This is a genomic window from Actinokineospora bangkokensis (assembly GCF_001940455.1).
Taxonomy (GTDB): Bacteria; Actinomycetota; Actinomycetes; order Mycobacteriales; family Pseudonocardiaceae; genus Actinokineospora; species Actinokineospora bangkokensis.
The window spans coordinates 371,936-391,194 of record NZ_MKQR01000007.1 but is presented as its reverse complement, the minus strand read 5'-3'; the positions used below and the strand labels follow the sequence as shown (position 1 = coordinate 391,194).

Sequence of the window (19,259 nt, the reverse complement as noted above, 5' to 3'; positions counted from 1 at the left end):
GCCTCATCCCATGAATATCTCAGTGAATGAATCAATTCGCGCCACCGCCGCCGACCGCACGAGGCAGGTCGTGGTGCTGCTGGCCGCCATCGCCCAGGTCGTGACCTCGTCGTTCTTCGGGCAGTCGGTGGGCGGTGTCGCCCGGGAGGACGTCTCGGCGATCCTGCCCGCGGGCTACGCCTTCGCCATCTGGGGGTTGATCTTCCTGGTGTCGCTGGTGGCCGCCGCGGTGTCCCTGCGACCCTCGGTCATGGGCAGACCCGCCCTGCGCGCGAGCGGCTGGTTGATCGCGGTCGCCTACGCCTGCAACGCGGTCTGGGTGCTGCTCTTCCCCCAGCGGCTGTTCACCCTGGCGCAGGTGGTGATCGTCGTCGGCGCGGTGACGGCGGTCCTGGCCCTCGTCCGGCTCCAGGCGGCGGCCGACCCGCGGGACCGCCCGGTCGGCGGCCTGGTCGGCACCGCCCACGGGCTGGTCGCGGGCTGGCTCACCGCGGCCACGTTCGTCGGCTTCGCCAACACGCTCGTCTCGACCGGGCTGTCCGGCAGCGGCCAGGCGGGCGCCGTGCCCGGGATCGTGCTGCTGCTGGTCGCCACCGCGGTCGCGGTCGCGGTGGTCCGGTCCAGCTCGCGCGGGCCGGTCGCGGGCACGGTCGCGTACGCCGCGGCGGTGGCGTGGGGCTTGATCGCCATCGTCGTCGAGCAGTGGGGCGTGGTCACCTCCGCCGCGCTCACCGCGCTGGTCCTGGCGGTGGCGATCGTCGGCTACGCGGCCGTCGCCGTGCGCCGTCACCGGACCGCGTGACGCCCGCCGCCGCCTCGACCCGGCGTGGGGCAGGCTGGGGGGCACGCCCACCGGGGCTCCCGGCGGCACCCGCACCACGAAAGGCACGTCATGCGCGCACTGGTCCAGCAGAAGTTCGGTGACCCGGCCGAGGTCCTCGCCGTGCAGGAGGTGCCCGACCCCCAGCCCGGTCCCGGTCAGGCCCTGGTGCGGGTGCTGCTGTCCCCCATCCACAACCACGACCTGTGGACCGTGCGCGGCGACTACGGCTTCAAGCCCGAGCTGCCCGCGCGCTCCGGCACCGAGCTGGTCGGCGTCGTCGAGGCGCTCGGCGCGGGCGTGGACGGTCTCGCGGTCGGCCAGCGGGTCGCCTCCGGCGGCACCTTCGGCGCGTGGGCCGAGCTGGTGGTGGCGCCCGCCCGCGCGCTGATCCCGGTGCCCGACGCCATCGGGGACGAGGCCGCCAGCCAGCTGGTGTCGATGCCCTTCTCCGCCATCGCGCTGCTCGACTCGCTCGGCCTGGCCGCGGGCGACTGGTTCGTCCAGAACGCCGCCAACGGCGCCGTCGGCAGGCTCGTCGCCCAGCTCGCCGCGGCCCGCGGCATCCGCGTCCTGGGCCTCGTGCGCCGCGCGGAGGGGGTGGCCGAGCTGCGCGAGCAGGGCATCGACGACGTCGTCGCCACCGACGACGACGGCTGGCGCGACCGGGTCCGCGAGGTCGTCGGCGACGCCCCGCTCAAGGCGGCGGTCGACTCGGTCGGCGGCGCCGCGGCGGGCGACCTCGTCTCGCTGCTGGCCGAGGACGGCGCGCTGGTGGTGTTCGGCGCCATGCACTCCCCCACGCTCCAGATCCCCTCGGGAGAGGTGATCTTCAAGCAGCTCACCATCACCGGCTTCTGGGGCAGCAAGGTCTTCCCGGCCATGGCCGCCGACAAGCGGGCCGCCCTGCTGGGCGAGCTGGTCGAGGGCATCGCCTCCGGCGCGCTCACCCTGCCCGTCGAGCACGTCTACCCGCTGGCGGAGATCAGCGACGCCGCCCGGGCGAACACCGCACCCGGCCGCCGCGGCAAGGTCCTCCTGCGCCCCTGACGCGTCCCGAGCGCCCGCCGACCCGCCGTCCGGGTCAGCGGGCGCGCCGGATGTGGATCGGCCCGCGCGCCGTCGACGGGTCGACCACCCTGCCGTGCTGGACGATCTCCACTTGGTCCCGCTCGACCAACCGGCGAGCGGCCCGGCGCGCAGGCTCCACCAGGTCCTGCCACCCGTCGTCGCCTGCGACCACGCGCGCCGCGTCGGACGGGCTGACCGCGGCGGAGGCGGGACTCCGCGCCAGCAGGTCCAGGATCGCGTCTTCGAGTTGCCGGTCGACCTGGGTCACGCCGCGCTTGCGGCACGCGGTGGAGCAGTAGCGGACGCTGTCCCAGTCGCGCTCCCACTTCTTGCGCCACTCGATCGACCGCCCGCACGACTGGCACGTCTTGGGCTGCGGTGCTGGGGAACGGGAAGGCACGGGGATCTCTCCGCGGATCAGGTCGGTCGACGGTCGTCGCGCCGGACCCGGGTCCCGCCGAGCCCGCCGGTGGGCGGCGGCCCGAGCCGCGAAGCGCGCAGGCCCAGCCTGCGGGAACGCAGGCGCTCGCGCCTGCGGAACGCTCCCGCCCCGGTGCCGCCGGTGGCGACAGCGCTGAAGAACAGCACGATCAGGACGGCACCCAGCCCGCCGAAGACAACGGTGAAACCGAGCACGACGTGGGTGAGCAGGCCCAGGTTCGCCGGGGTCATGGTGTCCTCCTTGCCAGGATCTGCGCGGTCCCGATCCGCACGGTCGGGGTGAGGCGTTCCAACACTGGTGGGACACAGCAGCGGCGCGAACGTCACGGCCTCGACCGGAATGTGCTCCATCTCATCTGGTGTGCGGTGGTTCGCGGTGGAGCCGCCCAGGCCTGGTCAGGGCTCGGTGAGGTGCAGCGCCGGGGGCACGAGGTCGGCCGCGCGGCCCGCGAGCAGGGTGGTGACCATGTGCTGGAGGGAGGACTGGATGCGGTCGTGGCTGATCCGGCCCGCCTCGCCCGCGTCGCCCGCCGCGATGGCGCGGCACTCCTCGGCGCGGTGGCGCGCGGCGGTCGTCATCCGGGACGGGTCCGCAGAGGACAGTCGCCGCAGGCGCAGCAGGAGTGCGCGAGTGGCTTGCAGCGGGCCGAGCAGGTGGGGGTTCGGCACGGCGCGCAGCAGGGCCTGGTCGAACGCGTCCGAGATCCCGTACAGGCGGTCGACCGAGCGGTCCGGGTCCTGCGCGTCGTCGGCGAAGCGGGCGTAGTCGTCCGCCAGCGGGGCGAACAGCGTGCGCTGCGGCGACAGCGCGGCGAGCTGGACGGCGTAGGTCTCCAGGGCGTCGCGCGCCTGGTACACGGCGATGGTGGCGTCCACGCCCACGGCCGACACGGTGGCGATCTGGCCGGAGCGCTGCTCGACGAGGCCGTCGGCGCGCAGCCGCGCCAGGGCCTCGCGCACCGGGGTGCGCGAGACGCCCAGGCGAGCGGCTAGTTCCTCTTCGCGCAGCGGGTCGCCCGGCGGCAGCTGCCACGAGGTGATGTCGGCCAGCAGCGCCGAGTAGACGTCGATCCCGCGTGTCGCCATGCCCCGGACGTTAGGCGGTGGGGCGCGGCGGCCCCGACCCGCCCCTCGCGCGGACACGGCCTACCCCAAGGGGCTGACCCGGTCACCGATCTTGTCGGTGGTCTCCAGCGGCACGCGCGTGGCGTTGAGGAACAGGCTGAGCATGCTGAACCACGCGATCGTGGCGATGTACTTGCGCGTGACCACCGCGCCGAAGGCGTCGAGCAGGGACTGGAGCGTCGGGTCGGTGAGGGTGCCGGTCGTCAGCATCTCGTCCGTGGCGGTGGCCAGCAGCGCGGGCTCGGGGTCGAGGCCGGTCACCGGCCCGTCCGCGGCCAGCGCGTCGACCTGCGCGCTCGTCAGTCCCGCGTTGTGCGCCATCTGCTCGTTGGCCTGCCACTCGTAGGGCACGTTGAGCACCGCCGCCGCCCGCAGGATGATCACCTCGCGGTGCGGGGCGGAGATGTCCGGCGTGCCGAACACCGCCTGCACCATGCCGATCAGCGCCGGGTAGAACTCCTCGGTCCCGGCGAACATCCGCACGACGTTGAGCGCCGTCGCGGGGTCGTAGGAGTCACCGATCACGGCCCGGGTGGAGTCCTCGTCGGGCATCGGCACGGTCACCTGCGTCGCGTAGGGCGTCGGACGTCCCATGGTCCACCTCTCTCGTGAGCTGTATACAGCAAGTATACAACTATTCCGACGCCCCCACCCGGGCGTCCTCGAGGTAGAGGCGGCGGGCGTTGGTCGAGGTGAAGGCATCCCGGGAGGCGTCGTCCGGGAAGGCGCGCAGGAACCGGTCGATGTCCTGCCGCGTCGGCGCCTGGAAGGGGTAGTCGGTGGAGAACAGGAGCCGGTCGGGCGTGGTCACGCTCAGGGCGTGGTCGAGCAGCGCGGGGTCGAGCATGCCGGACGCGGTGATCCACACGTTCTGCCGCAGGTACTCGGTGATGCTCCGGTCCAGGCCCGCCACCCTCGCCACGCTGTCCGCCCGCCGGTGCCAGAACAGCAGCAGCTCGCCCCAGTGGCCGAGGACGAGGCGCAGGTGCGGGTACCGGTCGAGGGTGCCCGCGGCCATCAGGCGCAGGGCCGCGGTCCCGGCTTCGAGGTGCCAGCCCCAGCCGAACGTGGCCAGGGCCAGGTCCACCGGGTCACCGAGGCCGTCGTAAGCGGCCCGGCGCACGGCGTCCGGCGGGATCTGCGGGTGGAGGAACACCGGCTGGCGCAAGCGCTCCGCGACCGCCCACACGTCGTCGAAGCGCGGGTCGTCGAGCGGCACGTCACCGACCCGGCCGTAGACCATCACGCCGGTGAGCCCGAGCGCCGCGGCGCGTTCGAGCTCGCCCGCCGCGGCCGTCGGATCGGCCAGCGGCAGCGTCGCCATGGCGCGGAAGCGGTGCGGGTTCGCCCGGACCGCGTCGGCGGCCACGTCGTTGGCCTCGCGGCTCAGCGCCACCGCCTCGGCGGGCGAGGCGACCTGGGCGCCGGGCGGGGCGAGGGAGAGGATGTGGACGTCGACCCCCTGCTGGTCCATCACGCCGGTCCGCAGGGCGCCGAGGTCGTGCAGCCGGGGGCCCGCGTCGCCGTGCTCGTTGAGGACGAGGCTGTCGTCGACGCGCCCCGGCGGGAGCGCGCGCAGGGCGCGGTCGACGCGGTCGAGCGCCCAGTGCTCCTCGATGCCGATAAGGGTCACCAGTTCACCGCCTTGCCGAACCGGTCGAGGTAGCGCAGCCCGGGGGTGCCGCGCTCGGCGTCGACCGCGTCCACCAGTGGCGGGATGCTGTCCTCGATGCCCAGGACCGCGTTCGGCCCGCCGAGTTCGGTCTTGACCCAGCCCGGGGCCATGAGCAGCAGCGCGCGCCGGTCGTCGCGGTGGCGCACCGCGTAGCTGCGGAACATCTGGTTGAGCGCGGACTTGGTCGCCCGGTAGACCTCGAAGCCGCCCTTGGTGTTGTCCGCGACGCTGCCCTGCCCGGAGGACATGACGGCGATGGTGCCCTCGGGGTCGACCAGGTCCTGCAAGGTCTCGACCGCGCGCATCACGCCCAGGACGTTGGTGCGCATCATCAGGTCGAAGTCGTCGTCCGCGATGTCCACGCCGACCGCCTGCTGGTCGGCCAGGGACACCCCCGCCACGACCCAGAGCAGGTCGAACCGCCGCGCGGACAGGCGGTCGCGCAGCCCCGCCAGCCGCTCCCGGTCGGTGATGTCGACGTGCTCGACCTCGACCGACCCCGGGTTGCGGCCCGCGAAGTCCAGCAGCGGCGAGGGACGGTCATCGCGCACCGTCGCCACGACGTGCGCCCCGCGGCCCGCGTACTCCTCGACCAAGGCCTCCCCTAGCCCCCGCGAGGCCCCCACGACCAAGACGTCCTGGACAGCAGTGGTGTTCATCGGCGCTTCCTCCTGGCTCCACTTTCGCTCATCACTTGTTGAGCCAACGTAGCACGATTCGCTCAACGCTTGTAGAGTGTGATTCGTGGAACAGGGACGAACCAGGGCCGAGCGGCGCGCGGCGACCGCGGCCAAGATCCTCGAAGCGGCCCGGGCCGAGTTCGGTGAGCGGGGCGAGAGCGCGACGGTGCGCTCCATCGCCCGGCGCGCGGGCGTCGACCCGTCGCTGGTGCTCCAGCACTACGGCTCGAAGCAGGAGCTGTTCGCCCTCGCCGTCCGCCCGGTCGCGGAACTGCGGGCCGACGACGTCGCGGGCCACCTGGGCGAGGTGCTGGACGCGCGCATGCGCGACCTGCCCCCCGCCACCCGGGCGCTGATGCGGTCGATGCTCACCTCACCGGAGGCCACCTCGGTGATGCGGGACTACCTCCAGGAACGGGCATCGGTGCTGGCAGGCGCGATGCCCGATGACGACGGCGAACTGCGCGCCGCCGTCATCGTCTCCAGCATCCTCGGGCTCACCATCGCGCGGCACTTCCTCGACCTCGCGCCGCTCACCACCGCCGACCCGGCCAGGACGGCGGCGGTGTTCGACGCGTGGCTGGCACCGCTCGCGGCACCGTCCACCCCGGACTGATCAGCCGTAGACCGTGTAGTACAGGGGCAGGGCAGGCTCGCCGGGGCGCACGAGGTCCATGGACGCGTCGCGGTTGCGGCACACCGTCCCGCTGCCGCACGGGCCTTGGCTGGTGTAGGAGAACTCCACGCGCAGGGGGTGGTCCCGGGTGGCGAGGAGCGGGATGGGGCTGGTGCAGGTGTCGCTGCCGTACCCGCTCTCGTCGAACTCGCACGTGAGGTCGACGTCGCGGACCCCGTCGCGGTAGACGCGGACGGCCTCGGTGCGCAGGTAGAACTGGCGGTAGCCCACGTCGTCGAAGCCGCCGAGCGCGATCCCCGCCGCCTTGTTGCCCGCGGTGGGTTGCAGGACGAGCGATTGGGTCACGTTCGCGCCCTTCCGGTTGGCCTGCACGGTGCCGTAGCGCTCGTACTCCCACTGCGCCTGCACGCCCGCGGCGGTGAGCTGGGCCTGGTTCTGCTGGTAGGGCGCCTCGCGCGGGTCCGGCGGGTCGGGCAGCAGGAAACCGAGCAGGTACTTGCCCAGGGCCGCGCCCACCTCCCAGGCCGCGGTGGCCAGGGCGGCGACCGGGGCGAACGGCGGGAACGCGATGGCCATGACGGTCAGGGCGACGCCCGCGACGTTCTTGGCGATCTCCAGCGCCTTCTGCGCGATCGCGGCGGGCGGGTCGTCGGCGCTGATGCCCACGGCCTCGTTGACGATGCCCGCCAGGCTGCCCAGGACGGGCACCGGCCCGACCACCGAGGTCACCTTCGCCAGCGCCCCGTTGCCCTCGGTGAGCACGCCCTCGACGGCGGAGACCTTGAGGAAGGCGTCGTGCCCGTGCTCGGCGATCGCGGGGATGGCCTTGCTGAGCGCCCTGGTCACGTACGCAGGCACGATGGCCCGCTCGCCACCGGAGTTCGCCGCCGCCACGTCCTGCGCCACCCCGTTCGCCAGCGCCGCCAACTCCTGCTCGGAGAGCACCTGGCCCTTCGCCAACTCCGGCAGCTCGAAGCTGCGCGGGTCGTCGATGACCTGGTGCGCGGTGGCCTGCGCGTCCGCGACCGCCTGGTCGAGCTGGTCCTGGCTCAGCGAGCAGAACGCCGAGACGAGCCGGTCCCCGTCGGCGCGCTCGCACTCGGCGGCGCGCTTGAGCTCGGCGGCCTGCGTCCACGACGGTTCAGGCCCTGGCCTGCCGGACTCGTAGTTGGCGATGCCGTCGAACGCGCGCGCGCTCTCGACCTTGACCGGCTTGCTGCTGTCCTCGGTGAACTGCCACGGGACGACGAGGTCTTCGCGCACCGAGCCGTTCGCCGTCGTGGCCCGCAGCCGCAGCGCCTTGTGCCTGCCGTCGCGGTGCAGCTCCGCGACGAGGTTCTTGCCCTGATCGATGCCGTACTCCGCCTTCACCGCCTTCGCCACCTCGGACGGGTCGGTGTCGGCGGGGTGCTCGACGGTGATCAGGTCCAGCGGCCCGGGGACGGTGTACTTGACGATCCCGCCCGCCTCGGCGACGGTGACGTAGCGCCTGCACCCGCCCGGGCAACTCGACCGCTCGTCGGCACCGCCGTCCTCCTGCGCCTCGTCCTCCGGCGCCTCGTCCTCGTCGGGCCCGCCTGCCTCGTCCGGCCCGTCGACCTCGGGGAGTTCGGTCTCCTCGGGGAGGCAGTGCGCGGCGGGGCGGTCCGGGCAGTCGTCCTCGCTGTCGGGCTGCGCGCCCTCGTCGTCGGAGACCCCGTTGTCGTAGCTGACCGCGGAGATGCTGGCCCCCGCCGCCCGCGCCGGGGAGGACACGCCCATCAGCCCGTAAAAGTCCCCGTCGTGGATGTCCCCGCGCACCCGGTCGGGCCTGGCCATCAACGTGGCGTACTCGCTGGGCTTCGCCCCCTTGTACACCACCAGTTCCGAGAGCCCGGTCTCCTCGCTGATCGCGATCGCCGCGCTCCCCGCGGCGTCCTCCCGGGCCGCGTTGGCGATCGTCACCACCCCCACGGCCCCCACCACGGCGACCACCACGGGCACCACCAACCCCACCCGCACCCCGACTCCGCGCGCCATGACGCCCACTCCCACGAGATCGACTTCCGACAAGTGCCGTCAAAGTAGCGACGCACCCGTGCGCAGCAATCCGAGCAACACCAACGGGTGTCACCGTCGCGGGTGGACTCCACACCCGCTCCGAGCCCGCCCCGGACCGCCGGTCATCGACAGCTGTCGAGCCACGTGCGCAACGCCCACCACGCCTGGAGGGTGGGGACGAACCTGCGGTTGGTGTCGGTCACGTCGACGTCGGTCAGCTCGCGGAAGCGGTCGAGGCGGTACCGGACGGTGTTGGCGTGGACGTGCAGCGCCTTCGCCGTCACGGCCAGGCCGCAGCCGCGGTCGAGGAAGGACAGGGCGGTGGCGGCGAGTTCGCGGTGGAAGTCGTTGCCCGGGTCCAGCGCGCCGAGCAGGTCGTCAACGAGCGCGGCGGCGAGGACCGGGTAGCCCGCGAGCGCGGTCTCCGCGCCGAGCGAGGCCAGCGCGTGCACGCCGGTGCGCCCCTGGGCCGCGGCGACGCGCACGGCCTGGGTGCACACGGGGTAGTGCACGCGCAGGTCGTGCAGCGGCTTGGCCGGGGAGACAACCACCAGCGGCGCGTCCTCGGGGAGCACCGGCACCGCGTGCAGCAGCCCGCTCAGCGTGCCCTCCACGAAGCCGAAGACGCCGCCGAAGGGGGCCAGCCGCTGCTCCAGCCGCCGCGCGCGGCCCGGGTCGGTCTCCGCCGACACGGCGCAGTGGTAGTCCTGGCCGGGGCGCAGGCCCGCCTGCCGGAGCTCGGCGTCCGCGGGCGGCCCGCCGCCGGGCAGCAGGAGCCGCCGCAGGACCTGGGTGGTCAGCTCGCGGCTGGTGCGCGACAGCTCCAGCTCGGCGGCGCGGTGCCCGCTGACGATGTGCTGCTGGAGCAGCCCGACGTAGTCGTCGAGGTCGACGACTACGTCCAGCACCACGCCGTCGTCGACGCCCAGCCCGCGGGCGAGCGCCCGGCAGGTGCGCACGACCTCACCGCGCCCCGCCCGCACCCCGCGCAGCACGTCCGCGATCGGCACCCCCTGCGCGGCCCGGTCGGCGCCCAGGGCGCAGGCGGCGGAGAAGTCGCCGTCGTCGTGGGCGCCCCCGCGCTCGACGTGGGCGGCGGCCCCCGCGATGAGGGAGGCGATGTGCCTGCGGTTCTCCTCGGCCGGCAACCGGGCGACCTCGGGCGAGCGCGCGCGGGCGGCGTCGACGACGGCGGACACGAGGGCGTCGTCCGCGGCCAGCGCGGTCAGCACCCGCGTGGCCGCGTCCCGCGAGCGCTGGTCCACGGCACCTCCGCGACGTCGTTGTGAACGGCCCACAACCACCGCGGATGACCTTGGGGGTGAGGCCCTACCCCCCACGCTGAGCGGGTGGTTTCCTTGTGGTTGCCGGAGCGTAACAGCCGGCGCAATCCCCCGACCTGAGCGGCGACAAGCGCTTCTCGGGACTGGGCTCCCGACCGCCCGGGTGCTTCCGATGAGCCCGCCATCGCAGCGCGCTCACGCCACCACCCCCTCCACCCCAGGAAGGACTGAGCCCTGATGGACACCCCCGCACCCACAGGCCCGGACCGCGCAGGCCGCAGGCGTTCCTGGCGGAGGACAGCCGCCGCGGCCGCCGTGACCGTCGGCGCTGGGCTGCTCGCACCCGCTATCGCGCCCGCGGAGGCCGCACCCGCGCTCCAGGAGGTGATGCTGGTCGGCAACAACTGGGAGGGCGTCGCGGACGTCATCAGGTCGAGCGGGACCTTCGCCAGGATCGGGCGTGTCAACCTCGTGCCGGACAAGGGCGAACGGCTGCGGGAGATCTACGCCGACCCGATCCGCCTGGTGTTCTTCCTGGGCATCCGGGAGACCGTGGGCGAGGGCCACGACCAGTACATCGACGACATGTACACCACCCCGGACGGCTCGGCGATCGTGGTGTCGCGCCCCAGCTTCGGCGACGTCGCCTCCATCGACACCGCCACGGGCAGGCTGCGGTGGCGCTTCCGCGTCGCGGGCTTCCGGGCCGACCACATGGCGGTCTCCCCCGACGGCGCCCGGGTGGCGGTGTCGGCCTCCACCGGCAACACCGTGCACGTCCTGGACATCCGCACGGGCGCCCCGGTGGGCTCGTTCGCCACCGGCGACAAGCCGCACGAGAACACCTTCACCCGCGACGGCGAGCTGTGGAACATGTCGATCGGGGACGTCAACAACGACTTCGACGCGCCGTGGCAGGACTTCCTCAAGGGCGACCGCAAGATCACCATCGCCGACGCCCGCACCCTGCGGGTCGTCAGGACGATCGACATGCGGCAGCGCCTGGACGCCTTCCCCGGAGGCCGGGACTTCTCCGACGCGGTGCGGCCGGTCGCCTTCACCCCGGACGAGTCGACGCTGTACTTCCAGGTGTCGTTCTTCAACGGCTTCTTCGAGTACGACATCGCCGCGGACCGGATCACCCGCGTGAAGGTGTTGCCGAAGAACCCCGCCACCAGCGACGACCGCACCACCTACGTCAACGACTCCCGCCACCACGGCCTGTCGATGAGCCCGGACGGCGGCAAGCTCTGCGTCGCGGGCACGATGGACGACTACGCCACCGTCGTCGACCGCGCGACCCTCCAGCAGGGCCCGCTGGTGCCCGCCGCCAAGCCCTACTGGGCCACCGTCAGCGGCGACGGCACGGCCTGCGTCATCTCCGAGAGCGACGCCGACCAGGTGACCGCCATCAGCTTCGCCACCGGCCGCAAGATCGTCTCCATCCCCGTCGGGGACCACCCCCAGCGCGTCCGCCTGGCCCACCTCCCCGCGGGCTGGACCGGCCCCACCGCCTGACGCCGCCCCTCGCCCCGGGCGCCCCGCCCGGGGCGGGGCCCGCTACTCGACCTGCCTGCGGAAGAACTCCTCCACCAGCTTCTCCTGCTCGGCGTCGAGCCGTCCGACGATCTCGACCTCGTCCTCGCCGCGGCGGGCGACCAGCTTGCGGTGCTGGTCGCGGTTGACCCAGTCCCGCAGCACCAACCCGAGCTGGCGCAGCACGGGCGAGCTGGCCAGGGCGACGATGATCGTGGTCACCGACGCCGCGTCCAGCCCCTTGGCACCGCCCGGCGCGGGTTCGGCCGGGGCGAACCGGACGTCCTGGGCGGGCAGCGGTTCCAGCTCCGCGTGCAGCTGCCGGGCGTCCTCGTCGACCAGCGAGGGGTCCGAGCCGCCGACGGTGATGACGATGTCGACCATGCGGTGCACGATAGCGCTCCGCGAGCACCGGGACGCCGACGTCCGCGCCCTCCCCTGGTAGTTGACACGTCAGTCATCACGGCTCTACGATTGACGTGTCAATCAGGGAGGTCGGGATGGCGCGGGCGCTGCCGACGAAGGACCAGCTGCGGGTGTGGCGCGACTACATCGAGACCGCGGAGGCGTTGCGGTCGCTGCTGGGCAGCCGCCTGCAGGGCGAGTCGGGCATCTCGTCGGCCGACTACCAGGTGCTGCTCGCGCTGAGCGAGGCGGAGGGGCGCAACCTGCGCTCGTCCGCGCTGGCGGAGCTGATCGGGTGGGAGCGCAGCCGCCTCTCGCACCACCTGGGGCGCATGGAGAAGCGCGGGCTGCTCCAGCGGACCCCGTGCGCGGACGACAGCCGGGGCGCGGAGATCGCGCTGACGAACCAGGGCGCGGCGGCCTTCCGCGCCAGTTCCGTCCCGCACCTGCGCGCGGTCCGCGAGACGTTCGTCGACGCGTTCGACGCCCGCCAGCTCGACCAGCTCGACGCCCTGACCACCGCGCTGCGCGCCCACCTCGGGTGGGACGCGCGCACCTGAGCACCACCCTCCTCCGAGGAGACCGCGCGCCACGGCACGCACGCACCCGCACGGTCCCTTCGCTCCTCCTCAGCGAAAGGGCTCCACCATGCAGTTCGGCATCTTCGGGGTCGGGGACATCGCCCCCGACCCGACCACCGGCGTCCCGCGGTCGGAGGCGCAGCGCATCCAGGACACGATCCGGGTGGCGGAGGCCGCGGACGAGCTGGGCCTGGACGTGTTCGCCTTCGGCGAGCACCACAACCCGCCGTTCGTGGCGTCCGCCCCGCCGGTGCTGCTCGCGCACGTCGCGGCCAGGACGAAGCGGATCACCCTGTCCACCTCGATCACGCTGATCACGACCAACGACCCGGTGAAGGTCGCGGAGGACTACGCCTTCCTCCAGCACGTCGCGCAGGGCCGCGTGGACGTGATGCTGGGGCGCGGCAACACCGTGCCGGTCTACCCGTGGTTCGGCCAGGACATCCGCGAGGGCGTGCCGCTGGCGCTGGAGAACTACAACCTGCTGCACCGGCTCTGGCGCGAGGACGTCGTGGACTGGGAGGGCCGCTTCCGCACGCCGCTGCAGGGGTTCACCGCCACGCCGCGCCCGCTGGACGGGGTGCCGCCGTTCGTCTGGCACGGGGCGATCCGCACGCCGGAGATCGCCGAGCAGGCGGCGTACTACGGCAACGGGTACTTCGCCAACCACATCCTCGCCCCCAACTTCCACTTCAAGCCCCTGGTCGAGTTCTACCGGCAGCGCTACGAGCACCACGGCCACGGCCGGGCGCAGGACGCGATCGTCGGCCTGGGCGGGCAGGCGTTCCTCGCGCACCGCTCGCAGGACGCCTTCGCCCGGTTCCGCCCGTACTTCGAGTCCTACCCGATGTTCCGGGGCACGAGCCTGGAGCAGATGGCCGAGGGCACGCCGCTGTCGGTCGGCTCGCCGCAGCAGGTCATCGACAAGACCCTCACCTTCCGCGAGGGCTTCGGCGACTACCAGCGGCAGCTGTGGGCGATGGACATCGGCTCCATCCCCGTCGAGGTCGCGCTGGAGCAGGTGGAGCTGCTGGCGACCGAGGTCGTGCCGGTGCTGCGCAAGGAGATGGAGTCCCGCCGCGCCCCCGGCGTGCCCGACGCCCCCACGCACGCCTCCCTGGTGCGCGCCGCCTACGGCGACGCCGAACCCCGGCAGGCCCGCCCCCGCCCCAACAGCGGCGACAACACCTCCGGTCCCCTCCCCTACCTCGACAGCGACCCCGCCAAGGTGGCGCAGATGCCGAGGTACGCGTGAACGCGCCGGGAGCACCCCTGCGGCTCGTCGCCATCAGCGCGGGCACGTCCGACCCGTCGACCACGAGGATGCTCGCCGACCGGGCCGTGCAGGCGACCACCGAACGGCTCCGGCGGTCGGGCCACGACCCCGCGGTCACCGTCGTCGAACTCGCCCCGATCGCCGTCGGGATCGCCCAGAGCCTGGTCACCGGCTTCCCGAACGCCGCCGTGCAACCCGCGATCGACGCCGTGGCCACCGCCGACGGGGTCGTCGTCTCCACCCCGGTCTACAAGGCGGGCCTCAGCGGCCTGTTCAAGTCCTTCGTCGACCTGCTCGACAACGACCTGCTGATCGCGAAACCGGTCCTCCTGGCCGCCACCGCGGGCAGCGCGCGGCACGCCATGGTGGTCGACGACCACCTGCGGCCCCTGTTCGCCTTCCTGCGCGCCCTGCCCGCCCCGACGTCGCTGTTCGCCACCCCCGAGGACTGGGCCTCCCCCGGCCTCGGCACCCGCACCTCACGCGCCGCGGCCGAACTCGCCGCCCTCATGACCAGCGGCATCACCCGCGCCATCACCGAGACCAACTGGGACGACCACCAGCACAACTTCGCCGGGAACGCCACCCGCTCCCCCCACACCGCGGCCGACGTCGACTTCGACACCGACCTCATGCGCCTGGCCCGCGGCGACACCTGACCCGCCGGCGCTCCGGCGCCCCTGGGGTTGTCGGGCGCCAGCGAGTGCACGGTGGTTGCGGTGGGCGCTCAGAGGGTGTCGAGTTCGGTTCCGTTTTCGTCGAGGACCGTGTGGTCGCCGGGGTGGTCGACCCACACCTCGATGCCGCCGGTCCACCAGACGACCTGGAGGGAGTCCAGGGTGCCGATGGGGGTGCGGAGGTAGATGGACTCGTCTGGTTCCAGGACGAAGAAGGTGCCTATCGGCTCGAAGGAGACCTGGATGGGGCCGCTCTCCGAGGCGGTGAACTTCAGGTCCACCTTGTCCGGGGTGGTTGGGGTCTGGCGCGGCGCGGGCTCCACGGGGTCAGCGTGGCTCACTCGTCCAGGTATGCCAAACCTTGCGGTGGCGAGGCTGGGCTCACCTGGCCCGCGTGGACCCGCCAGGTCGTCGTGCCGCGGGTTTCGTGCATGGCGAAGAACAGCCCCCGCACGTGGTCGTCGTCGCGGGCGGGCAGAGCGGCGATGGCCCGCACCTGGGTGAGCAGCCAGTCGAGCCAGTGCTCGCGGAGGTCGCCGGTGTACAGGACGCACGGGGTGTAGCCGGGGATGTGGTCCCGGATCACCCACCCGCGGCTGTAGTGCTCGTGGGCGTGCGCGGCGATCACGGCGCGGGCGCCTGCCAGGTGGTCCTCGTCGCAGTCGAGCCAGCCGCGGACCCGGACGAACACGCCCATCGTGGCCTCCCCAGACGTTCCGGCAGCACCGCAGTGTGCCAGGCGGTCGCGGTCAGGTGTTGCGGCGGCGGCGGGCGGTGGAGGGCTGGGTGGTGGCGCGCATGTGGTCGCGCACGGGGGTGAGCAGGGCGGCGAGGGCGTCGACGTCGGTGGGGGTGAGGGGGGCCAGGAACAGGGCGCGCAGGACCTCGACGTGGCCGGGGAGGACGCGGGCGAGGCGGTCGCGGCCCGCGGGGGTGATGGTGACCATGACGCTGCGCTCGTCGTCCGGGGAGGGGCCGCGCTCGACCAGGCCCGCCTTCTCCAGCAGGCCCGCCTGGTAGGTCAGGCCGCTGCGGCTGTAGACGACGCCGTCGGCGAGGTCGGTCATGCGGCGGCTGCCGGTGGGGGCGTCGATGCCGAGCTGGGCGAGCAGGTGGAACTGCACGTAGCTGAGGTCGCCCGCCTCGCGCAGCTGCTGCTCGACGCCGTGCCGCAGCAGGCCCGCGACCTCCATGAGGGCGAAGTACGCCCGCAGCTGGGCGGGGTCGAGCTGGGGTCGCTGGCCGGTCATGGGGGTGAGCGTACCGACTGTTGCTTCGAATTTGAAGCAGTGCTACGGTCGCTCCAGTGCTTCGAATTCGAAGCATCGAGACGGAGACGAGGACCAGCCATGAAGGCAGTGCGCTTCCACGAGTACGGCGACCCCGAGGTGCTGCGGGTGGAGGACGTCGACGTGCCCACCCCCGGCGCCGGGCAGGTGCGGGTGCGGGTCGCCGCGACGTCGTTCAACGGGGTGGACGGCAACATCCGGGCGGGGCTCATGCAGGGCCCGATGCCGATGGACCTCCCGCACACCCCGGGCCTGGACGTGGCCGGGACCGTCGACGCCCTCGGCGACGGGGTGACCGGGCTGGGGGTGGGCGACCCGGTGATCGGCTTCCTGCCGTTCGGCGACGACGGCGCCGCGGCCGAGCACGTGCTGGTCGCCGCCGCGGACCTGGCACCGGCGCCCACCAGCATCCCCCTGGCGGACGCGGCGGCGCTGCCGCTGGTGGGGCTCACCGCCCGGCAGGCCCTGTTCGACCACGCCGGCCTGCGGGCCGGGCAGCGCGTGCTGGTCAACGGCGCGGGCGGCGCCGTGGGCGGCTACGCCGTGCAGCTGGCCAAGGCCACGGGTGCCCACGTCATCGCCACGGCGAGCGCCCGCAGCCGCGAGCAGGTCCGGGCCCAGGGCGCCGACGAGGTCATCGACCACGCCACCGCCGACGTGGCGGCCGCGCTCGACGCGCCGGTCGACGTCCTGCTGAACCTGGCGCCCATCACCCCGGAGCAGTTCGCCGCCCTGGCGGCCCGGGTCGGCGACGGCGGGGTCGTGGTCAACACGACCGTGTGGATGCCCGCGCCCTCCGACGACACCCGCGGCGTGCGCGGCATCGACGTCTTCGTCCGCAGCGACGCCGCCCAGCTGGCCGAGCTGTCCGCCCGGGTCGACCGCGGTGAGCTGACCGTCGCCGTCACCGAGCGGGTCCGACTGGACGAGCTCGTCACCGTCCACGCCCGCGCGGCGGCGGGAACCCTCGCGGGCAAGGTCATCGTCCTGCCCACCACCTGAGCGCGGTCACCTGGACCGGGTCAGGACTCCGACTGCCGCAGGGACACGAGCGTGCCCACACCCGGTTCGAGGTCCGGCCAGCCGCCGTCGAAGGTCAGGACGGCGGCCGCGGCGGCGGGGAAGCCCTCGCGCTGGAGCCGCGCCGCGAGGTCGTCCGCGGCGTCGCCCGCGAGGACCTGCGCGAGCCCGTGCAGGCCGGGGTTGTGCCCGATGACGGCGACCGCGGTGGCATCGTCGGGCAGCTCGTTGAGGAGGGCGATCAGCTCACCGGGCGAGGCCTCGTACACGCGGTCCTCGTAGACAGTGCGCGGGCGGCGGGCCAACTGGGCCGCCACGAGCTTCCACGTCTCGCGGGTGCGCACCGCGGGGGAGCACAGCACCAGGTCCGGGGCGACACCGGTGCTCTGGAGCCACCGGCCCACGCCCGTCGCGGCGGCGCGTCCCCGGTCGGTGAGGAGGCGGTCGCGGTCGGGCACGTCGGCCCACTCGGCGTGGCCGTGGCGCAGCAGCACCAGGCGCCGGTGGTTGTCGTCGCTCACCCCGCCCATCCTAGGAGTGATCACCCCCGCCCAGGCCGTGCCGCCGCCCGAACGGGTGGTGGGAGGATGGTCGCGCGACCCCGCGGACGCGCGGGGACCACGAGCGACGAGGAGCGAACCGGGTGGCACGGCTGCACGTCGGCTGCGCGATGTGGACCCACAAGGCGTGGGCGGGGCGGTTCGTGGCGCAGTCGGTGCCCGCGAAGGAGCGGCTGCGGGCCTACGCGGGCTGGTGCAACGCGGTGGAGGGCAACACCACCTTCTACGCCACGCCCGCCCGCACGACCGTCGAGTCCTGGGCCGAGCAGACCGGCCCCGACTTCCGGTTCGTGGTCAAGGTGCCCAAGACCGTCACCCACGAGCGCCGGTTGGTCGGGGTGGAGGCCGAGATGCGGGCGTTCCTCGACGCCGTCGAGCCCCTCGGCGACCGGGCGGTGCTGTGGACCCAGCTGCCGGGCTCGTTCGGCGCGGGCGAGGTCGACGCCCTCGCCCGCTTCCTGCGCAGGCTCCCCGCGGGCCTGCGGCGGGCCGTGGAGGTGCGCCACCCCGGCTTCTTCACCGACCCGCGCTCGACCTCGCTGCTGGAGAGGGCGCTCGCGGGCGCCGACGCCGAGTGGGTGCCGTTCGACACCACGGTCTTCTTCCAGCGCCCGCCGACCACCGCCGCCGCCCAGGAGGCCTGGGAGCGCAAGCCCCGCCTGCCCCGCCGCACCCGGGCGCTCACCGACCACCCGGTCGTGCGCTACCTGGGCGGGGAGACGGCGGAGGAGACGGTCGCGGGGTGGCGGCCGTGGGTCGAGGTGGTGGCGGGGTGGCTGCGCGAGGGCCGCTCCCCCACGGTCTTCCTGCACACCCCCGACAACGACGACGCCCCCGCCCTGGCCCGCCGGTTCCACGAGGACGTCCGGGCGCTCGTCCCCGACCTGACCCCGCTGCCCGAACCGGACCCGGTCGAGCCCGCCACCCTGTTCTGACCTGGTCGGTCACAGCTCCCACGGCAGGAGCGGCGGGTCGCCGGGGTTCGGTGTGGGGGCGGGCCGCTCCTCCTGGGCCTGGACCTCGACCCGGGTGCGGACGGCGGCGGGGTGCCACATCTCCTCGAACGGGCCCAGCACCTCGCTGCCCACACCGCGGCGGCGGACGCGGGAGGCGAGCCAGGGCAGGCCCGCGAGCACCGTCGCGAACAGGGTCAGGACGATCAGGGGTGCGGCGAGGGCGGTCATGGGGCGGCGCTCCCGGTCGCGGGCTCGCTGTCGCGCGCCGCTCGGGTGGTCATGCGGCCCCCTTCGGCTCGGGGAACAGGGCCGCGACCGTGCCCGCGGCGATGGCGTGCACGTCGGTGCCCGGGTCGACCGCCCGGCGCAGGGCGAGGCTGCCGCCGAGCGCGCCGATGACGACCACGACCTGCGCCAGCGGCATCGCGGCGCGCACGCCCAGCCGCGCGCAGGCGCGGGCCACCGCCGCCTCGATCCGCCGCTCGCGCTCCCGCTGGGCGGACAGGACGGTGACCGACAGCTCAGGGTGACCTGCGACCCACGTGGCGAACTCGTGCGCGGCCACCCCCCACCGCGGTTCGTCCGCCCCGAACGCGGGGCCGACGGGGACCAGCGCCGCGATCAACCCCGCCCGGTCTTCGACCTGGTCCAGCCGGTCCGCGAGGTGGCGCAGGTGGTGCTCGACCTGGGCGTCGGAGATCGCCTGCCACAGGCCCTCCTTGCCGCCGAAGTGCTTGTAGAGCGCGCCCCGCGTGTACCCGGCCTCGGCCACGACCTCCTCGACCGTGGCGGCGAGGAACCCGCGCCGGGCGAACACCGCCGCACCGGCCGCGAGCAGGCGTTCGCGGGTCTGCCGCTGCTGCTCCGCGCGGGACAACCTGATCATCGACAGCCCATTCCGTGACGATGTGTTTCCAGATCCATGATGTTACCCGGTTGCCGCAACGTGCAGTTCAGCTCGCGATCAGCCGCCGTTTGCGGTACAACTTGTCGTGGCGGACACCACGACCGGGTCCACCATGATCGGATCGAGCGAACGGGACATCCGAGCGGGACGAGGCCACCCGTCCCCCGGAGAGCAGGCCGCCCCGGCGGCCGCGGCACCGCGACGGCCCACAGGCCGCCGCAGCCCATGTACCCGCGCCGCCCGACCTCGCACTCGCGCCCCGCAGGCCCTCGCCTGTCCG

General features: G+C 73.7%; 24 protein-coding genes. 9 read left to right on the top strand and 15 right to left on the bottom strand.

Annotation, left to right across the window (positions count from 1 at the left end; all coding sequences use genetic code 11):
• Positions 1 to 10 precede the first annotated feature (10 nt).
• Together BJP25_RS06140 and BJP25_RS06135 are read left to right on the top strand one after the other, a co-directional pair.
• Positions 11 to 802, top strand: coding sequence for a hypothetical protein (locus BJP25_RS06140; RefSeq protein ID WP_143218893.1), 792 nt, complete (start codon positions 11 to 13; stop codon positions 800 to 802).
• Positions 803 to 892: 90 nt separating this feature from the next.
• Complete coding sequence (locus BJP25_RS06135; RefSeq protein WP_075973775.1) at positions 893 to 1,870, top strand: zinc-binding dehydrogenase; 978 nt, start codon at positions 893 to 895, stop codon at positions 1,868 to 1,870.
• 34 nt (positions 1,871 to 1,904) lie between these two features.
• On the opposite strand, the gene BJP25_RS06130 is transcribed toward BJP25_RS06135, so the two are convergent.
• The 6 genes from BJP25_RS06130 to BJP25_RS06110 all read right to left on the bottom strand — a co-directional run bounded on the left by BJP25_RS06130 (position 1,905) and on the right by BJP25_RS06110 (position 5,791).
• Positions 1,905 to 2,291, bottom strand: a complete 387-nt coding sequence (locus BJP25_RS06130) for a DUF2256 and DUF3253 domain-containing protein (RefSeq protein ID WP_198943359.1) — start codon at positions 2,289 to 2,291, stop codon at positions 1,905 to 1,907.
• Positions 2,292 to 2,308: 17 nt separating this feature from the next.
• Entirely contained in the window at positions 2,309 to 2,563 is a 255-nt protein-coding gene (locus BJP25_RS34520; RefSeq protein WP_198943358.1) for a hypothetical protein, read from the bottom strand.
• Positions 2,564 to 2,728: 165 nt separating this feature from the next.
• Positions 2,729 to 3,418 carry a GntR family transcriptional regulator gene (locus tag BJP25_RS06125; RefSeq protein ID WP_075973774.1) on the bottom strand — a complete coding sequence of 230 codons (690 nt, stop codon included), beginning with the start codon at positions 3,416 to 3,418 and terminating at the stop codon, positions 2,729 to 2,731.
• Positions 3,419 to 3,478: 60 nt separating this feature from the next.
• On the bottom strand, positions 3,479 to 4,051 hold the full coding sequence (locus tag BJP25_RS06120) for a carboxymuconolactone decarboxylase family protein (RefSeq protein ID WP_158075602.1): 573 nt from the start codon (positions 4,049 to 4,051) through the stop codon (positions 3,479 to 3,481).
• A gap of 40 nt (positions 4,052 to 4,091) precedes the next feature.
• Positions 4,092 to 5,090 carry an amidohydrolase family protein gene (locus tag BJP25_RS06115; RefSeq protein ID WP_075973772.1) on the bottom strand — a complete coding sequence of 333 codons (999 nt, stop codon included), beginning with the start codon at positions 5,088 to 5,090 and terminating at the stop codon, positions 4,092 to 4,094.
• On the bottom strand, positions 5,087 to 5,791 hold the full coding sequence (locus BJP25_RS06110) for an SDR family NAD(P)-dependent oxidoreductase (RefSeq protein WP_075973771.1): 705 nt from the start codon (positions 5,789 to 5,791) through the stop codon (positions 5,087 to 5,089). Before BJP25_RS06110 ends, BJP25_RS06115 begins: the two co-directional genes overlap by 4 nt.
• 85 nt (positions 5,792 to 5,876) lie before the next feature.
• On the opposite strand from BJP25_RS06110, the gene BJP25_RS06105 reads away from it, so the two are divergent.
• The gene (locus BJP25_RS06105) at positions 5,877 to 6,428 is read left to right on the top strand and encodes a TetR/AcrR family transcriptional regulator (protein WP_075973770.1); all 552 of its coding nucleotides are present in this window, start codon (positions 5,877 to 5,879) and stop codon (positions 6,426 to 6,428) included.
• Here the strand turns inward: BJP25_RS06105 and BJP25_RS06100 are convergent, their stop codons facing one another.
• Positions 6,429 to 8,468 (bottom strand): hypothetical protein, encoded by a 2,040-nt coding sequence (locus BJP25_RS06100; RefSeq protein WP_143218892.1) that lies wholly within the window; start codon positions 8,466 to 8,468, stop codon positions 6,429 to 6,431.
• A 143-nt stretch (positions 8,469 to 8,611) separates the two neighbouring features.
• Entirely contained in the window at positions 8,612 to 9,754 is a 1,143-nt protein-coding gene (locus tag BJP25_RS06095) for a PucR family transcriptional regulator (protein ID WP_075973768.1), read from the bottom strand.
• Positions 9,755 to 10,009: 255 nt separating this feature from the next.
• Between BJP25_RS06095 and BJP25_RS06090 the strand changes: the two genes are divergently transcribed.
• Positions 10,010 to 11,290: a YncE family protein gene (locus BJP25_RS06090; protein WP_075973767.1), complete on the top strand. Its 1,281-nt coding sequence runs from the start codon at positions 10,010 to 10,012 to the stop codon at positions 11,288 to 11,290.
• A 42-nt stretch (positions 11,291 to 11,332) separates the two neighbouring features.
• Here BJP25_RS06090 and BJP25_RS06085 read toward each other — a convergent pair whose 3' ends face one another.
• On the bottom strand, positions 11,333 to 11,692 hold the full coding sequence (locus BJP25_RS06085) for a hypothetical protein (protein ID WP_143218891.1): 360 nt from the start codon (positions 11,690 to 11,692) through the stop codon (positions 11,333 to 11,335).
• Positions 11,693 to 11,787: 95 nt separating this feature from the next.
• Between BJP25_RS06085 and BJP25_RS06080 the strand changes: the two genes are divergently transcribed.
• From BJP25_RS06080 to BJP25_RS06070, 3 genes are all read left to right on the top strand, one after another.
• Complete coding sequence (locus BJP25_RS06080) at positions 11,788 to 12,273, top strand: MarR family winged helix-turn-helix transcriptional regulator (RefSeq protein WP_233157926.1); 486 nt, start codon at positions 11,788 to 11,790, stop codon at positions 12,271 to 12,273.
• A gap of 88 nt (positions 12,274 to 12,361) precedes the next feature.
• The gene (locus BJP25_RS06075; RefSeq protein WP_075973764.1) at positions 12,362 to 13,549 is read left to right on the top strand and encodes a CE1758 family FMN-dependent luciferase-like monooxygenase; all 1,188 of its coding nucleotides are present in this window, start codon (positions 12,362 to 12,364) and stop codon (positions 13,547 to 13,549) included.
• Positions 13,546 to 14,229, top strand: coding sequence for a CE1759 family FMN reductase (locus BJP25_RS06070; protein ID WP_198943357.1), 684 nt, complete (start codon positions 13,546 to 13,548; stop codon positions 14,227 to 14,229). The genes BJP25_RS06075 and BJP25_RS06070 overlap by 4 nt, the downstream gene beginning before the upstream one ends.
• Positions 14,230 to 14,297: 68 nt before the next feature.
• Here BJP25_RS06070 and BJP25_RS06065 read toward each other — a convergent pair whose 3' ends face one another.
• Genes BJP25_RS06065 through BJP25_RS06055 form a run of 3 tightly spaced genes read right to left on the bottom strand, consistent with a single transcriptional unit; the run spans position 14,298 to position 15,497 of the window.
• Positions 14,298 to 14,570, bottom strand: a complete 273-nt coding sequence (locus tag BJP25_RS06065) for a hypothetical protein (protein ID WP_198943356.1) — start codon at positions 14,568 to 14,570, stop codon at positions 14,298 to 14,300.
• A gap of 14 nt (positions 14,571 to 14,584) precedes the next feature.
• Positions 14,585 to 14,944 (bottom strand): hypothetical protein, encoded by a 360-nt coding sequence (locus tag BJP25_RS06060; RefSeq protein WP_075973763.1) that lies wholly within the window; start codon positions 14,942 to 14,944, stop codon positions 14,585 to 14,587.
• Positions 14,945 to 14,996: 52 nt separating this feature from the next.
• Positions 14,997 to 15,497 carry a MarR family winged helix-turn-helix transcriptional regulator gene (locus BJP25_RS06055; RefSeq protein WP_075973762.1) on the bottom strand — a complete coding sequence of 167 codons (501 nt, stop codon included), beginning with the start codon at positions 15,495 to 15,497 and terminating at the stop codon, positions 14,997 to 14,999.
• A gap of 99 nt (positions 15,498 to 15,596) precedes the next feature.
• Here BJP25_RS06055 and BJP25_RS06050 point away from each other — a divergent pair, with 99 nt between their 5' ends.
• On the top strand, positions 15,597 to 16,538 hold the full coding sequence (locus BJP25_RS06050) for an NADP-dependent oxidoreductase (protein WP_075973761.1): 942 nt from the start codon (positions 15,597 to 15,599) through the stop codon (positions 16,536 to 16,538).
• Between the two features lie 20 nt (positions 16,539 to 16,558).
• Here BJP25_RS06050 and BJP25_RS06045 read toward each other — a convergent pair whose 3' ends face one another.
• Positions 16,559 to 17,077, bottom strand: coding sequence for a SixA phosphatase family protein (locus tag BJP25_RS06045; protein WP_198943355.1), 519 nt, complete (start codon positions 17,075 to 17,077; stop codon positions 16,559 to 16,561).
• A gap of 149 nt (positions 17,078 to 17,226) precedes the next feature.
• Between BJP25_RS06045 and BJP25_RS06040 the strand changes: the two genes are divergently transcribed.
• Positions 17,227 to 18,051, top strand: coding sequence for a DUF72 domain-containing protein (locus BJP25_RS06040; protein ID WP_075974116.1), 825 nt, complete (start codon positions 17,227 to 17,229; stop codon positions 18,049 to 18,051).
• 9 nt (positions 18,052 to 18,060) lie between these two features.
• Here BJP25_RS06040 and BJP25_RS06035 read toward each other — a convergent pair whose 3' ends face one another.
• A complete protein-coding gene (locus BJP25_RS06035; protein ID WP_075973759.1) occupies positions 18,061 to 18,300 on the bottom strand; it encodes a hypothetical protein in 240 nt (79 codons plus the stop codon).
• Between the two features lie 49 nt (positions 18,301 to 18,349).
• Entirely contained in the window at positions 18,350 to 18,958 is a 609-nt protein-coding gene (locus BJP25_RS06030; RefSeq protein ID WP_075973758.1) for a TetR/AcrR family transcriptional regulator, read from the bottom strand.
• Positions 18,959 to 19,259 lie beyond the last annotated feature (301 nt).

Coding starts and splice junctions, on each gene's coding strand:
- BJP25_RS06075 (WP_075973764.1), top strand. CDS start 12,362: ATGCAGTTCGGCATCTTCGGGGTCGGGGACATCGCCCCCGACCCGACC.
- BJP25_RS06125 (WP_075973774.1), bottom strand. CDS start 3,418: ATGGCGACACGCGGGATCGACGTCTACTCGGCGCTGCTGGCCGACATC.
- BJP25_RS06100 (WP_143218892.1), bottom strand. CDS start 8,468: ATGGCGCGCGGAGTCGGGGTGCGGGTGGGGTTGGTGGTGCCCGTGGTG.
- BJP25_RS06085 (WP_143218891.1), bottom strand. CDS start 11,692: ATGGTCGACATCGTCATCACCGTCGGCGGCTCGGACCCCTCGCTGGTC.
- BJP25_RS06055 (WP_075973762.1), bottom strand. CDS start 15,497: ATGACCGGCCAGCGACCCCAGCTCGACCCCGCCCAGCTGCGGGCGTAC.
- BJP25_RS06090 (WP_075973767.1), top strand. CDS start 10,010: ATGGACACCCCCGCACCCACAGGCCCGGACCGCGCAGGCCGCAGGCGT.
- BJP25_RS06060 (WP_075973763.1), bottom strand. CDS start 14,944: ATGGGCGTGTTCGTCCGGGTCCGCGGCTGGCTCGACTGCGACGAGGAC.
- BJP25_RS06110 (WP_075973771.1), bottom strand. CDS start 5,791: ATGAACACCACTGCTGTCCAGGACGTCTTGGTCGTGGGGGCCTCGCGG.
- BJP25_RS06140 (WP_143218893.1), top strand. CDS start 11: ATGAATATCTCAGTGAATGAATCAATTCGCGCCACCGCCGCCGACCGC.
- BJP25_RS06120 (WP_158075602.1), bottom strand. CDS start 4,051: ATGGGACGTCCGACGCCCTACGCGACGCAGGTGACCGTGCCGATGCCC.
- BJP25_RS34520 (WP_198943358.1), bottom strand. CDS start 2,563: ATGACCCCGGCGAACCTGGGCCTGCTCACCCACGTCGTGCTCGGTTTC.
- BJP25_RS06050 (WP_075973761.1), top strand. CDS start 15,597: ATGAAGGCAGTGCGCTTCCACGAGTACGGCGACCCCGAGGTGCTGCGG.
- BJP25_RS06135 (WP_075973775.1), top strand. CDS start 893: ATGCGCGCACTGGTCCAGCAGAAGTTCGGTGACCCGGCCGAGGTCCTC.
- BJP25_RS06040 (WP_075974116.1), top strand. CDS start 17,227: ATGTGGACCCACAAGGCGTGGGCGGGGCGGTTCGTGGCGCAGTCGGTG.
- BJP25_RS06030 (WP_075973758.1), bottom strand. CDS start 18,958: ATGATCAGGTTGTCCCGCGCGGAGCAGCAGCGGCAGACCCGCGAACGC.
- BJP25_RS06035 (WP_075973759.1), bottom strand. CDS start 18,300: ATGACCGCCCTCGCCGCACCCCTGATCGTCCTGACCCTGTTCGCGACG.